The sequence below is a fragment of the Paenibacillus sp. M-152 genome (genome assembly GCF_003856555.1).
Lineage (GTDB): Bacteria > Bacillota > Bacilli > Paenibacillales > Paenibacillaceae > Paenibacillus > Paenibacillus polymyxa_C.
In genome coordinates this window covers 3838611-3853582 of record NZ_CP034141.1, presented here as the reverse complement: position 1 = coordinate 3853582, position 14972 = coordinate 3838611, and the positions used below count along the sequence as shown (strand labels likewise).

Below are 14972 nucleotides of genomic sequence, written 5' to 3'. Positions count from 1 at the left end.
TTTGTCAATCTTATAGGAGGTGGACGGCATGCCATTAACGCCATTGGATATACATAATAAGGAATTTGCCCGCCGGCTTCGCGGTTATGATGAGGATCAGGTTAATGAATTTTTGGATCAGGTGATCAAGGATTACGAGGGCGTTATTCGTGAAAATAAAGAACTGAGCACCCAGTTGCTGAACGTACAGGAGAAGCTCGATCATTTTGCGACGATTGAGGATACACTGAGTAAGACAATTATTGTCGCGCAGGAAGCAGCTGATGAAGTTCGCAACAACGCCAAGAAAGAATCTCAACTGATCGTGAAGGAAGCGGAAAAAAATGCGGATCGTATTGTGAACGAAGCATTGTCCAAATCCCGCAAAATCGCGTTGGAGGTTGAAGAACTGAAGAAACAGGCTTCAATTTACCGAGCACGGTTTCGTACATTGGTGGAAGCACAGCTTGACTTGTTAAGCCAAGATGGCTGGGAAGCACTTGAAAACCGGGAACGCGAAGTGCTGGAGCGCGAGCGTGAAATGAAAGAAATTTACTGATTTTGATTTCTGACAAGCTTTTCATTAGGTCTTGTTAGGGTTGACTTTTATCTTTAAACAGGCTATAACTGTAAATACTATACTGAATTCAACGATTATCCGTCTATTGGTTGATGGTTGTTATTCAAGGCAACGATGTTGCTGGTTTAAGATTTCGATGAATTTAACATGTTTAATTCGTTGATGGGAACGAGTACGTCATGATTTGTCCCTCAGAGAGTTGGCCAACCGGTGCAAGCCAACGTTCAGAACATGACTGAAGATCCTCCCGGAGAAGTGAGCTGAAGCGCTTAAATTTATGGCGTGTGTAAGCAATCACCGTTTGCCATGCGTTATAATGGCGCCCTGCTGAAGTTGAGTAGGGCTCAGAGAGTCGTGACAAGATCGTCTTCTTTAGACTGGTCTAATTACGGAATCAGGGTGGTAACGCGAGCACAGTCTCGTCCCTTTTACAGGGATGGGGCTTTTTTTGTTGCTTTTTTTAAGTGCGCTAGAACAATTAATGATAAGCAGAGAGGAAGTATGACGTTATGAACAGAGTGGATGTTAAAGAAAAAGCACGGTCACGTGACCTACGCATCCTGAGCAAATGGAAACAGGAGGACACGTTCCGTAGATCCATTACCAATCGTGAAGGAAAGCCTAATTTTGTGTTTTATGAGGGCCCACCAACAGCTAACGGCAAACCACACATCGGTCATGTGCTGGGTCGCGTAATTAAGGATTTCGTCGGCCGCTATCAGACCATGAAGGGATACCGCGTTGTACGTAAGGCGGGTTGGGATACGCATGGCCTGCCGGTAGAACTGGGTGTGCAAAAGCAATTGGGGATCTCTCACAAGCCTGAAATTGAAGAATACGGTGTTGAGAAATTTATTAAAAAATGTAAAGCGAGCGTGTTTGAATACGAGCAGCAGTGGCGCGATTTAACCGAAGCGATCGGATACTGGACAGACCTCGATCACCCATACATTACCTTGGACAATAACTATATCGAGAGTGTATGGAACATTTTGGCGACGATTCATGAGAAAGATCTGCTGTATCGTGGTCATCGTGTGAGTCCGTACTGCCCGGATTGTCAGACAACACTAAGTTCCCATGAAGTAGCACAGGGCTACAAAGATGTAAAGGATCTGAGTGCCACGGCCAAATTCAAGCTGCATAGCAGTGGTGAATATGTATTGGCCTGGACGACAACACCTTGGACCTTGCCGAGTCACGTGGCGCTCGCCGTCAACCCTGAGCTGGAATACGCACGTGTGAAGCAGGAAGATGGGGTATACATCGTTGCTAAAAATCTTGTTGAGACCGTAATTAAAGGTGATCATGAAGTGATTGGCACGCTATCGGGTTCAGAACTGGTAGGCCAAACCTATACCCCGCCATTTACTTATTTTCAGGTGGAGAAAGGTAACCAAATTCTGGGTGCCAAGTTCGTAACAGATTCCAGCGGTACAGGTATCGTTCATATGGCCCCGGCACATGGTGAGGATGACTATCGCGTATGTCGTGAAAATGGCGTTGGGTTTATCAACGTAGTGGATCTCCAAGGTAACTATGTAGCTGAAATCACTGATTTTGCAGGCCGTTTTGTGAAAGATTGCGATGTAGATATTGTGAAAATGCTGTCCGAAAAAGGGTTGCTGTACAGCAAGGAAAAATACGAGCATAGCTATCCGTTCTGCTGGCGCTGCGATACTCCATTATTGTACTATGCGATGGACAGCTGGTTTATCAAAACAACTGCGATCAAGGATCAACTGATTGCCAACAACAGCGAAGTTGAATGGTACCCGGGCCATGTACGCGAAGGACGCTTCGGTAAGTTTTTGGAGGAACTGGTGGATTGGAACATCAGTCGCGATCGCTATTGGGGTACACCGCTCAATATCTGGGTTTGTGAGGAAACTGGAGAACAGTTCGCACCTCATAGTATTGCTGAATTGAGAGAACGTGCAATTGGGGATGTACCGGCGAATATCGAGCTACACAAACCTTATGTAGATGATATCAAGGTTCGTAGCCAATGCGGTAAATACGAAATGACTCGCACACCGGAAGTCATCGATGTATGGTTCGATAGCGGCTCTATGCCGTTTGCACAGCATCACTATCCTTTTGAGAATAATGAAACGTTTGAGCAGCAATTTCCGGCAGATATGATCTGTGAAGGGATTGACCAGACTCGTGGCTGGTTCTATAGCTTGCTTGCGGTTTCGACGATGTTGACTGGCAAAGCTCCTTACAAAGCTGTCATGGCAACAGGCCATGTACTGGATGAGCAGGGGCAGAAAATGTCCAAATCGAAGGGTAATGTTATTGATCCGTGGGAAGTGATTGATGAGTACGGAACAGATGCTTTCCGCTGGGCATTACTGTCCGATAGTGCACCATGGAATAGCAAACGTTTTTCCAAAGGCATTGTAGGCGAGGCTAAATCGAAACTGGTAGATACGCTTGTCAATACACACGCATTTCTGACTCTGTATGCGGATATTGACGGATTTGATCCGGCACAGCATCCATTCAAGCCATCGGCACACAAGTTGGATCGCTGGATTTTATCCCGTCTAAACAGCCTAATCTTGGTTGTGGATAAAGCATTGTCTGTAAATGACTTCCTGAACTCCTCCAAAGCGATTGAGTCGTTTGTGGATGAGCTGAGTAACTGGTATATCCGTCGTTCACGTGATCGTTTCTGGGGTAACGGGCTTACAGAAGATAAGCTGGATGCGTATCGAACATTGACTGAGGTGTTGTTAACGACGGCGAAGCTGCTGGCACCGTTCACACCGCTGCTTGCTGAGGATATTTACCTCAACCTGAGCAATGGGGAAAGTGTTCATTTGGATGACTATCCGTCTGCCAATGAATCCTTAATTGATCTGGAACTGGAACGAGATATGGAAACAGCACGTCGCGTCGTTGAATTAGCACGTAATGTCCGTAACGAAACGGGTTTGAAAACACGTCAACCGTTGTCTGAATTGATTCTGTCTATGGATCAGGATTTTGACCTGAGCGGCTATGAAGAAATCATTAAAGATGAGATCAATGTGAAGCATATTCATGTTGAGACGGATGATAGCGGATTTGTTGATTTTACATTGAAGCTGAATTTGAAAGTAGCAGGCAAGAAATACGGCAAAAATGTCGGATTCCTACAAAACCTTTTCAAAGGAATGTCTGCTGAGGATACTCGTTCTGTTGTAGAAAAAGGAGTGCTGAACGTGGCTTCTCCAGAAGGTGAAGAGTTGCAAGTTACAGCCGAAGAATTGCTGGTGGAGAAAAAAGCAAAAGAAGGCTTCGCTTCTGCTTCTGGCTATGGCTTAACGGTAGCGCTGAACACAGATATTACACCGGAGCTTGAGCAAGAGGGCTGGGTACGTGAAGTGGTTCGCGCGGTACAAGACTACCGCAAAAAGCTGGATCTGCCGATTGAAAAGTATGTAGCATTGACGTTGGATGTAGACAGCGACTTGCGTCAGGCGATCGAAAGCTTCGACTCTGTGTTGCGTGAGAACGTATTGGTAACCACGGTGACATTTGGTCAAGCTGAACCAGCGGAACATGTAGAAGTAAACGGCAAAACCATCGGCGTTCATATTGGGGAATAATTACAAGCCCCCTGTCCCATAATACAATAACAGGCAGCATATAAAAACGAGCCTAAGCATCGGAAACGGGTTTCCTCCGTTACGTGCTTCGGCTCGTTTGCTGCTTTCGGGGCAGCTATGGGAAAAGGGGGATTGTGCATATGACAGCACGGTCAAGGCGCAGACAGGGAAGGAGTCTCCGAGGGATGAACGGAGAAGGGGCCGCCATAGCCTCAGAAAAGGGAATAGCAGGTAAACAGGCAGAGAAACTAAGTCGTGTGGAAAAGCTGGTGCAAGCTGTGTCAGAGCAGATGGAACGAACACGTATTGCGGATTACGCTTTGCTGCTGAATAAACCTTGGCGGTTGCTTTGGCTAAACCTAATATCAGGTGTTTCCCGAGGAATCGGCATTGCGCTAGGGTTTACTTTTTTTGCTGCTACCATTATTTATGTGCTGCAAGTGCTCGGAGCGTTGAATTTGCCGATTATCGGTGATTATATCGCTGATATTGTACGGATCGTACAGCGACAATTAGAGCTTACTACCTACTAGGCGTTTCACTTTAAAGCTTACGATTCGTCCTCGTGCAAATCTGGCTCCAGCAGACCTTCACCCTCGCCATCTTCTATATAACGCTGATAAATAGAACTACGGACAATGGATACATTTCTGCCATAAATGTCAGTAGCGACAAAGCTTTCATATGGCTCTACGAAGCCCATATTATCATCGCCGGCTTCGATTTCCATATCATCATAGCGATGGATTTCTCCACTTTCCGCCATGGCCGGAGTGTTAGAGGTCCCCCAATTTTCAACGATCTGCCAAGCATCTTCACCGTCAAAGCCGTTTTGTTCTTCACGCTCATCCAGGCTTGTTCTACCGAACGCGGGAGCGAGAAATTCTTCCTCCACCGGACGGTTGTTGGATACTTCTGTTTCAGGACTGTATTCTTTGCAATAAATGGTATAGGGAACAGCCAGCAGGCGTTCATAGGGAATGGGCTTACCGCTGGCGGCGCAAATGCCATAGGTCCCCTTGTCCATAGCCATCAAGGCTGATTTGATACGTTCCAATTGAAACTCGTCATGCTCCAGCAAGGAAATATCTTTAGCTCGCTCATAGGTTTCGGTAGCCAGATCGCCTGGATGGTTATCAATGGGAGAAAGCTCACCGGTTTGATCACGTTGAGAATCGCCGAGTCCATAATGGTCGTTGCTTTGCAACCGATGCTCAATTTCCTTTTTGCGTTCCAGCAGTTCGTTACGCAAGCCTTGTAATTGTTGCTCCGTCAATGGGGACATGCAATCCTCTCCTTGTTCTAGATTTACGTGCATGCGTTGTGTCAGGTATGCTCCTTGTAGTGTGCACCGGGAAGACCTCTTTTACATAGGAAATTCTAATCAAATGTGATCGAGTTCATTCCATTCAAGGACTGTGCTCGAAAGCCTGCAGGACTCGTGGACGATCTGAGAAGGCTTATGCTACAATAAATGGGTTCGACAACGGATATAAGCGGATCGGAGTGACGAAGGACTGTGATTTATTTTGGTATTGCGCTAATTATTTTTTTGATTGATCAGGGAGTCAAATATTTGGTGGCTACGCGGATGGAATTGTACGAGCAAATACCAGTCATCGGCAATTTCTTTTTAATTACCTCCCATCGTAATCGCGGAGCCGCTTTTGGGATTTTGGAAGGGCAACGCTGGCTTTTTATCGTGATCACAATTGTAGTAGTGATCGGTATCGTATGGTACCTAAGAAAAACAGTCAGAGCTGGGCAAAAACTACTTCCTGTTGCGCTAAGTTTGGTGCTTGGGGGAGCGGTTGGTAATTTTTTGGATCGGGCTATTTCTGGAGAAGTGGTTGATTTTGCACAGTTCAATTTTGGAAGCTACACATTCCCGATTTTTAATGTGGCAGATTCGGCAATTGTCATCGGTGTTGCACTGATTATTTTGGATACATTGCTGGAATCGCGTCGGGAAAAAGGGAATGGCAATGATAGCGTTGAAGGGAAGTCATAGCATGAACGAAGTGAATGAAAATGGCGAAGCCATAGGTCTGTCTTATGAGGACGAACTGGAGGGTGAATCTCTGGAATGGACGGCAGATTCAGGGAATGTCAAAACACGTATAGACAAATACATCGCCGAAGAAATGAAGGAAGTATCTCGTTCTCAAATTCAGCTGTGGATCGGGAATGGTCGCGTACTGGTGAACGGTACGGCGGTCAAAGCGAACTACAAGCTGGCTGAAGGAGATCATATTGTATTATCGGTACCTGAGCCAGAAAGTGTAGATATTATGCCGGAAAATATTCCGCTAGATGTTGTATACGAGGATTCGGACGTTATTGTCATTAACAAGCAACGTGGTCTAGTGGTGCATCCTGCACCAGGACACTCCTCGGGAACACTGGTCAACGCACTGATGTACCACTGCCATGACCTTTCCGGCATTAACGGGGAATTACGTCCCGGTATTGTTCACCGTATTGATAAGGATACATCAGGACTGCTGATGGCGGCTAAAAATGATCAGGCCCACGCATCACTTGCAGCACAGCTTAAGGATCATAGCGTGACTCGGAAATATATTGCATTGGTCCACGGTCATTTGAGCCACGATCAGGGAACCGTAGATGCTCCGATCGGTCGTGATTCAGGTGATCGTAAAATGTTCACGGTGACGGAACGCAACAGCAAGCATGCAGTTACCCATTTTCTCGTTATTGAACGGTTGGGGGATTATACCTTGCTTGAACTTCAATTGGAGACAGGGCGCACACATCAAATTCGTGTTCACATGAAATTCATGGGGCATCCATTGGTTGGCGACCCTATGTATGGACGCAGTAAAGGGGTTCGTATGGAGGGCCAAGCCCTGCATGCAGCGGTATTGGGATTTAAGCATCCAACCACAGGAGAATACTTGGAATTTAGCAGACCGATCCCTCCTGATATGGAGGACGTATTAACGTCCTTGCGTAGTCGCTAAAACAGCGATGAACTGCTTTTCTATTCAAAAACTTGAATAAATCATTAATTTAGACCGCCTAAATGGCGGTTTTTTTATTGTGAGACAAGGAATGGGTAAAAACAACTATGGATAATTATACAGATATGATGTATATTTATTAAAGTGCTTCCGGTGGTTCCGGTTGAACGGGTGTTGACACGAGATTTTCAATCTGTCATACTTCTTGTAGTTGCGATGAACTTTGTCCAAGAGATGGTTAGCCATCTCGCACTATAAGAAGCAGGACAAAGGAAATCCTGAATAGCACCTTTAAATCAGTCCCGTGAGGCTGGCAAGGTAACGTGAATGGATCACTGATCAGTGCATCCGCTGCGGCGGTATGTCTTCAGTGTGTCCGACAGATCGGAGAACAGTGGGAGACTGTTCATACGAGACTCCTTGCCAAACTTGGGCAAGGAGTCTTTTTTGTATCCGACACGGGACCAGGTCTGAAGGGAACATCACCTGAGGAGGCTGGAAGCATGAGTAATGAAACACATGTACTGATGGATGAAATTGCGATTCGTCGGGCATTAACGCGGATTGCACATGAAATTTTGGAGAAAAACAAGGGTATCGACGATTGCGTGCTAGTAGGTATTCGAACACGCGGAGTTCATCTGGCGCAGCGCTTGGCTGAAAAAATTGCTGAGATTGAAGGCGCACCGATTCCATGGGGAGAGCTGGATGTTACAGCCTACCGGGATGACCGGAGCAGCGTTGCCGAGGCTAAAGGAAATGGAAAAGAGCTTTTGATGAATCCTGCTGACGTATCGGTTCATGATAAGAAAGTCATTCTCTTTGACGATGTGCTGTACACAGGCCGCACCATTCGAGCGGCGATGGATGCATTGATGGACTGCGGACGACCGCAAATGATCCAGCTGGCTGTGCTAGCAGATCGCGGACACCGTGAGCTTCCGATTCGTCCGGATTACATCGGCAAGAACATCCCGACCTCCAAATCTGAGGAAATCGTAGTTGCACTTCAGGAGACGGACGGTAAGGACGAAGTGACGATCATTCAGAACCGGGGGGAATAGGTATGATCACAACAGCCAGTCAACTTAGAGAACGTAGCCTGCTCGGATTAAAAGAACTTAGCCGAAATGAAATTGAGTCGATTCTGGATCGTGCTCATTATTGGGAAACACAGCCGCAAAAGCTGATTCCAGTCCTACAGTCACGCTTCGCGGCCAACATGTTTTTTGAAAATAGTACACGCACACGCTTTTCTTTTGAAATGGCGGAGAAGCGGCTCGGCGCTCAGGTTTTGAACTTTTCCGCTGCGGCTTCCAGTGTGGAAAAAGGGGAGTCCATTTACGATACTGTACGTACGCTCGAATCCATGGGCATTGATGCTGGAGTCATCCGGTTAAAGCCAGCCGGAGTGCTGCAAGAGCTTGCTGAGAAGGTCAGTGTTCCGCTGGTTAATGCGGGAGACGGCAACAATGAGCATCCAACGCAGGCTTTACTGGACCTCTACACCATGCGCAAAACTTTCGGTGAGCTTAAAGGCTTGAGAGTATCCATCATAGGAGACATTTTGCACAGCCGTGTAGCTCGCTCGAATCTGTGGGCCTTGCAAAAATTCGGAGCCAAGGTTAGCTTCTGTGCACCGGACAATATGCAGGCACCTGAGCTTGCAACGTACGCGCCTTATGTGCCGATGCAAGAAGCTTTGCAGGCAGACGTGGTCATGATGCTGCGAGTCCAGCTTGAACGGCATGCTGAAGGAATGTTGCGCTCAGCGGATGAGTACCGAGAGCAGTACGGTCTGACAGAAGAAAGAGCAGCGAGCCTTAAGTCCGGAACAATTATCATGCACCCGGCTCCAGTGAATCGGAATGTGGAGATCGACAGTGCAGTTGTGGAAAGCGAGCAATCACGAATTTTTCCGCAAATGGCCAACGGGGTTCCGATCCGCATGGCGGTTATGGAACGGGCAATGAAGCTGTAGCAGCTGTCAGTAGGATCGTAGGAAAAAGTTGCAAAAAACCTGAGCGGAGGAATATTTCAGATGAAACAATTAATTATGAATGCAAGCGTATTGAACGAGCAGGGCGAGACGGAATTAAAATCCATTCTCATCGCTGACGGAAAAATTTTGGCTATCGCAAATGCGGAAGCCGGAGTTAGCCTCATTATGGAAGAAGGGGCATCTGGACAAGAGCTCGAAGTCGAAAAAATCGACGCCCAGGGAAAGCTGGTCATTCCCGGTCTAATCGACATGCATGTGCATCTGAGAGAACCTGGCTTTGAATATAAAGAAACAATTGAAACAGGCAGCCGCGCTGCGGTGAAAGGTGGATTTACCACGATTGCCTGCATGCCAAACACACGTCCAGTGACAGACAATGTAGACACGGTTCAGCTAGTGCTGAAAAAGGGTCAGGAAGCTGGGCTGGCCAAAGTACTTCCTTACGCAGCCATCACGAAAAACGAACTGGGACGTGAGCTGACAGATTTTGAAGCGCTCAAAGAAGCAGGTGCCATCGGCTTTACTGATGACGGAGTCGGAGTGCAAAGTGCACAAATGATGAAGGATGCCATGTCACGAGCCAAAGCGCTGGATATGCCGGTCATTGCACACTGTGAAGATAACACGCTGGTTGTAGGAGCAGCAGTGACAGACGGTGAATTTGCCAAGCGTCACGGGCTCAAAGGCATACCCAACGAATCTGAGGCTATCCATGTTGGACGTGATATTCTGCTATCCGAAGCAACTGGGGCACATTATCATGTATGCCATGTCAGCACAGAGCAATCGGTGCGATTGATTCGCCATGCCAAATCTTTTGGCATCAAGGTTACTGCAGAGGTATGCCCGCATCACTTGGTATTGTCCGATGAGGACATTCCTGGGCTGGATGCCAACTGGAAAATGAATCCTCCACTACGCTCCCCGCGTGATGTACAGGCATGCATCGAGGGGCTGGAGGACGGAACGATTGATATCATCGTAACGGACCATGCAGCACACAGCGAGGAAGAGAAGGCAAAAGGGATGGAGCTGGCGCCATTTGGAATCGTTGGATTTGAAACAGCCTTTCCGCTGCTGTACACCAAATTCGTAGCTACCGGGCAATGGACGCTGGACTTTCTGGTGCGCCGTATGACGGCTGACCCAGCACGTGTCTTCCGCCTTGATACGGGACGTCTGGAAGAGGGAGCACCCGCTGACCTGACCATGATTGATCTGGAGCAGGAGCAGACAGTTGATCCACAAACGTTTGCCAGCAAAGGACGCAACACTCCTTTTACAGACTGGAAGCTCAAAGGCTGGCCGGTGAAAACTTGGGTAGACGGCAAACTGGTATGGTCTGCTGACGAAGCAAAATAATACACAACTAATTAAAAAAATAGAACCTTATAGCAGGAAACAAAATAGAGGAGTGAGACGGGATGCAGGCAAGATTGTTACTTCAGGACGGCACGCTGTTTACAGGCACATCATTTGGTGCGGAAGGTGAAAAAACAGGCGAAGTCGTTTTCAACACAGGGATTACAGGCTATCAAGAGGTGCTGACGGATCCCTCTTATTGCGGACAAATCGTAACCATGACTTACCCGCTAATTGGAAATTACGGAATTACTCGTGATGATTTTGAATCAGTACGGCCTTATGTACACGGCTTTGCTGTTCGACATTACGAGCCGGCGCCAAGTAACTGGCGTGCTCAATACAGCGTGGGCGATTTGCTGAAGGAATATGGCATCATTGGTATTAGCGACATCGACACCCGCATGCTCACCCGGATTATTCGCCATCACGGCACAATGAAGGGCATTTTGACGACTGGTTCCCAGCCGTTGGAAGAACTAAAAGAAATGATGTCCGACATGACCATAGAAGAACTGCGTAATCAGGTTCCTTTGACTTCTACTCCTCATCCGTACAGCAGCCCTGGCAACGGAGAACGGATTGTATTGATTGACTATGGTGCTAAAAGCGGCATCCTGCGCGAACTGAATAAACGAGACTGTGATGTGGTTGTCGTTCCACATGATACGACGGCCGAGGAAATTCGACGCTTGGATCCGGACGGTATTCAGCTGTCCAACGGTCCTGGAGATCCAAAAGACGTACCGCATGCTGTACGTACGGTGGCTGAATTGCTAGGGGAATACCCGATTTTCGGAATTTGCTTGGGACACCAGTTGTTCGCCTTGGCTTCGGGAGCAGATACGGAAAAGCTGAAATTCGGACATCGCGGTGGTAACCACCCGGTGAAAGAACTGGAGAGCGGACGCTGCTTCATCACATCACAAAATCATGGCTACACAGTGAATGAGGAATCGATCCAAGGAACAGAACTTGAAGTGACGCATATTAACAACAACGATAAAACGATTGAGGGTCTTAAACATACTAAGTATCCAGCGTTTTCGGTGCAATACCATCCAGAGGCTGCGCCTGGTCCTTACGATAATGGCTACCTGTTTGACCGCTTCCTGGAAATGATCCGTGAACACAAAAGAAATCAACCAAAGCAACCGCGTCAGGCTACTATCGCCGCCGCAGTGAGAGGAGAGCGCTAATATGCCGAAAAATACAGAACTTAAAAAAATACTCGTGATCGGTTCCGGTCCTATCGTCATTGGTCAGGCAGCAGAATTCGATTACGCTGGTACACAAGCTTGTCAAGCGCTCAAAGAAGAAGGCGTCGAGGTAGTACTGATCAACAGTAACCCGGCAACCATCATGACAGACACCAATATGGCAGATAAAGTATACATCGAGCCGATTACACTTGATTTTGTAACACAGATTATCCGCCAGGAGCGTCCGGATGGTCTCCTTCCTACGCTGGGAGGACAGACAGGTTTAAATATGGCAGTGGAACTGGCTCGCGCTGGAGTGTTGGAACGCGAAAATGTTAAACTGCTGGGAACTCAACTGAATTCAATTGAAAAAGCTGAAGATCGGGACTTGTTCCGCGACTTGATGCGTGAGTTGGAACAGCCAGTACCGGAGAGCGTAATTGTAACAACACTGGAAGAGTCATTGGAATTTGCTAACGAAATCGGTTACCCCATTATCGTTCGTCCGGCTTATACGCTGGGAGGTACAGGCGGTGGGATTTGCGCCACAGAAGAAGAATTACGTGAAACAGTCAGCTCTGGCTTGCGTTACAGTCCAATCGGACAATGCTTAGTGGAAAAAAGTATCGCAGGTATGAAGGAAGTCGAATATGAAGTCATGCGTGACGGCAATGACAACTGCATCGTTGTCTGTAATATGGAGAACTTCGATCCGGTCGGCGTGCACACTGGCGACAGTATCGTCGTAGCACCGAGCCAGACACTGTCAGATCGTGAGTACCAAATGTTGCGCTCGGCTTCTCTGAAAATTATTCGCGCCCTCAATATCGAAGGCGGCTGTAATGTACAGTTTGCGCTGGATCCGCACAGCTATCAATACTACGTGATTGAGGTCAACCCACGGGTGAGTCGTTCCTCGGCACTGGCTTCCAAGGCGACAGGATATCCGATTGCCAAAATGGCGGCCAAAATTGCACTAGGCTACACACTGGATGAAATTGTGAATCCAGTAACGGGACAAACGTATGCTTGCTTTGAGCCGACATTGGATTACATCGTGAGTAAAATACCACGCTGGCCATTTGACAAGTTCATTTCTGCCAACCGCAAGCTTGGCACACAAATGAAAGCAACCGGTGAAGTCATGGCCATCGGACGTACATTTGAAGAGTCTATCCATAAAGCGGTTCGTTCTCTGGAAATTGGGGTACATCGCCTGCATCTAAAGGGCGCCGATCAACTATCTGATGAGGTACTCAAAGAGCGTCTGGCTAAAGCAGATGATGAGCGCTTGTTCCTGGTAGCCGAGGCGTTCCGTCGTGGCTGGAAACAACAAGACATTCAGGATGTAACCAAAATTGATTGGTGGTTCCTCGATAAGGTAGAAGGAATTGTTAAGTTCGAATCCATTATCGCTGGAGAGTCTGAGCTGTCCTCGGAAACACTTTATCAGGCCAAACGAAAAGGTTTTACCGACCGCTCCATTGCCGAGATTCGCAGTATGGGTCAACAGAAGAGTATGACAACCGAGTCTGAGGTTCGTGAATTCCGTCTAAATCAAAACCTGCGTCCCGTCTACAAAATGGTAGATACGTGCGCAGCCGAGTTTGAAGCCACAACTCCGTACTACTACTCCTCTTATGAGGTGGAAAACGAAGTGATTCCATCCAACAAAGAGAAAGTTATCGTACTCGGTTCAGGACCTATTCGGATCGGTCAAGGGATTGAATTTGACTACTCCACCGTACACGCGGTATGGGCTATTCAAAAAGCAGGTTACGAAGCGGTAATTATTAATAACAATCCGGAGACCGTCTCTACAGACTTCAACACGTCGGACCGTCTCTACTTTGAACCACTTTTCTTCGAAGATGTAATGAATGTCATTGAGCAGGAAAAACCGATTGGTGTCATCGTCCAGTTCGGCGGTCAAACGGCGATTAACCTTGCAGCTCCACTTAGTGCGGCAGGCGTGAATATTCTGGGTACGAGTCTGGAAAGTATCGATGAAGCAGAAGACCGGAAAAAGTTCGAACAGCTGCTGTCTCGCCTTGCTATCGCCCAGCCTAAAGGCAACACGGTCACGTCGGTAGATGAAGCGGTAGGAACTGCCCAAGCATTGGGGTATCCGGTTCTGGTACGTCCATCCTACGTCCTGGGCGGGCGTGCTATGGAAATTGTGTACTCAGATACGGAATTGCTGCGGTACATGGAAGAAGCGGTTAAAATCAATCCGGAACATCCTGTGCTCATCGACCGTTATATGTTGGGCAAAGAAGTTGAGGTTGACGCCATCTGTGACGGTGAAACGGTCCTGGTACCAGGGATTATGGAACATGTGGAACGGGCAGGGGTTCACTCAGGTGACTCGATCGCAGTATATCCGCCACAACACTTGTCTGACGAGCTGAAGCAAAAAGTCGTGGACATTACGATCAGCATCGCCAAGGAATTGAAAACGATTGGTCTGGTAAACATTCAGTTCGTCATTCATCAAGATGAAGTCTATGTCATTGAGGTTAACCCTCGTTCCTCACGGACAGTTCCTTTCTTGAGTAAAGTAACGAATATTCCGATGGCGAACCTGGCGACACAGGCCATTTTGGGCGGTAAGCTCAAAGATGCAGGCTATACAGATGGACTATGGCCTGAAAGTAATTATGTCTCGGTTAAGGTTCCTGTATTCTCCTTTGCCAAGCTGCGTCGTGTAGAGCCGACACTGGGGCCTGAAATGAAATCTACAGGTGAAGTTATGGGACGCGATATCCAGTACGCCAAAGCATTATACAAAGGACTCGTAGGTGCAGGTATGAAAATTCCATCTACTGGGGCGATCATCATCACAGTGGCGGATAAGGATAAAGAAGAAGCTGTCGAGCTGATGCAGGGCTTTTACAGATTAGGCTACAAAATTATTGCTACAGGTGGAACGGCAGCAGCCTTGGAACAGGCCAACATTCCAGTGAACACTGTTAACAAGCTAAGTGAGGGCAATCCGAATATTTTGGATATGATCCGCACAGGTGAAGCCAACTTCGTCTTCAACACGCTGACCAAAGGCAAAACACCAGAGCGTGACGGATTCCGCATCCGCCGTGAAGCAGTTGAGAACGGTATTGTCTGCATGACCTCGCTGGATACAGTGCGCGCTCTGTTAAAAATGCTAGAGACGATTAACTTCACATCCGAATCGATGCCAGTTCTGAGCAACTAACAAGTTATGAATAGATGAGAAAAATAAGTGGTAATGGGAAGGACATTCAT

The 14972-nt window shown here is 47.5% G+C and carries 11 protein-coding genes and 1 other annotated feature; of the genes, 10 read left to right on the top strand and 1 reads right to left on the bottom strand.

Translation table 11 applies throughout. The features are described 5' to 3' along the window. Positions 1-28: 28 nt before the first annotated feature. The 3 genes from EGM68_RS16715 (at position 29) to EGM68_RS16705 (ending at position 4691) form a co-directional block, all read left to right on the top strand. Positions 29-538 (top strand): DivIVA domain-containing protein, encoded by a 510-nt coding sequence (locus tag EGM68_RS16715; RefSeq protein WP_013311075.1) that lies wholly within the window; start codon positions 29-31, stop codon positions 536-538. 171 nt (positions 539-709) lie between these two features. After that, positions 710-989 (top strand) — a binding site (T-box leader). Between the two features lie 79 nt (positions 990-1068). Beyond that, positions 1069-4158, top strand: a complete 3090-nt coding sequence (ileS, locus tag EGM68_RS16710) for an isoleucine--tRNA ligase (RefSeq protein ID WP_129549611.1) — start codon at positions 1069-1071, stop codon at positions 4156-4158. A 185-nt stretch (positions 4159-4343) separates the two neighbouring features. Continuing rightward, positions 4344-4691, top strand: a complete 348-nt coding sequence (locus EGM68_RS16705; protein WP_013372072.1) for a DUF5665 domain-containing protein — start codon at positions 4344-4346, stop codon at positions 4689-4691. A 17-nt stretch (positions 4692-4708) separates the two neighbouring features. Here EGM68_RS16705 and EGM68_RS16700 read toward each other — a convergent pair whose 3' ends face one another. Then, positions 4709-5443, bottom strand: coding sequence for a TraR/DksA C4-type zinc finger protein (locus tag EGM68_RS16700; protein ID WP_013372071.1), 735 nt, complete (start codon positions 5441-5443; stop codon positions 4709-4711). Positions 5444-5677: 234 nt separating this feature from the next. Between EGM68_RS16700 and lspA the strand changes: the two genes are divergently transcribed. The 7 genes from lspA (at position 5678) to carB (ending at position 14922) form a co-directional block, all read left to right on the top strand. Then, positions 5678-6169 carry a signal peptidase II gene (gene lspA, locus EGM68_RS16695; RefSeq protein ID WP_013372070.1) on the top strand — a complete coding sequence of 164 codons (492 nt, stop codon included), beginning with the start codon at positions 5678-5680 and terminating at the stop codon, positions 6167-6169. Position 6170: 1 nt separating this feature from the next. After that, positions 6171-7142: an RluA family pseudouridine synthase gene (locus tag EGM68_RS16690; protein WP_129549610.1), complete on the top strand. Its 972-nt coding sequence runs from the start codon at positions 6171-6173 to the stop codon at positions 7140-7142. Between the two features lie 503 nt (positions 7143-7645). Further along, positions 7646-8206 carry a bifunctional pyr operon transcriptional regulator/uracil phosphoribosyltransferase PyrR gene (gene pyrR, locus EGM68_RS16685; protein WP_013372067.1) on the top strand — a complete coding sequence of 187 codons (561 nt, stop codon included), beginning with the start codon at positions 7646-7648 and terminating at the stop codon, positions 8204-8206. Between the two features lie 2 nt (positions 8207-8208). Then, complete coding sequence (locus EGM68_RS16680; RefSeq protein ID WP_013372066.1) at positions 8209-9123, top strand: aspartate carbamoyltransferase catalytic subunit; 915 nt, start codon at positions 8209-8211, stop codon at positions 9121-9123. A 60-nt stretch (positions 9124-9183) separates the two neighbouring features. Next, positions 9184-10506 (top strand): dihydroorotase, encoded by a 1323-nt coding sequence (locus EGM68_RS16675; protein WP_126666834.1) that lies wholly within the window; start codon positions 9184-9186, stop codon positions 10504-10506. A 62-nt stretch (positions 10507-10568) separates the two neighbouring features. Next, positions 10569-11705, top strand: a complete 1137-nt coding sequence (carA, locus tag EGM68_RS16670) for a glutamine-hydrolyzing carbamoyl-phosphate synthase small subunit (protein WP_126666833.1) — start codon at positions 10569-10571, stop codon at positions 11703-11705. A gap of 1 nt (position 11706) precedes the next feature. Next, positions 11707-14922, top strand: a complete 3216-nt coding sequence (gene carB, locus EGM68_RS16665) for a carbamoyl-phosphate synthase large subunit (protein WP_129549609.1) — start codon at positions 11707-11709, stop codon at positions 14920-14922. Positions 14923-14972: the final 50 nt, after the last annotated feature.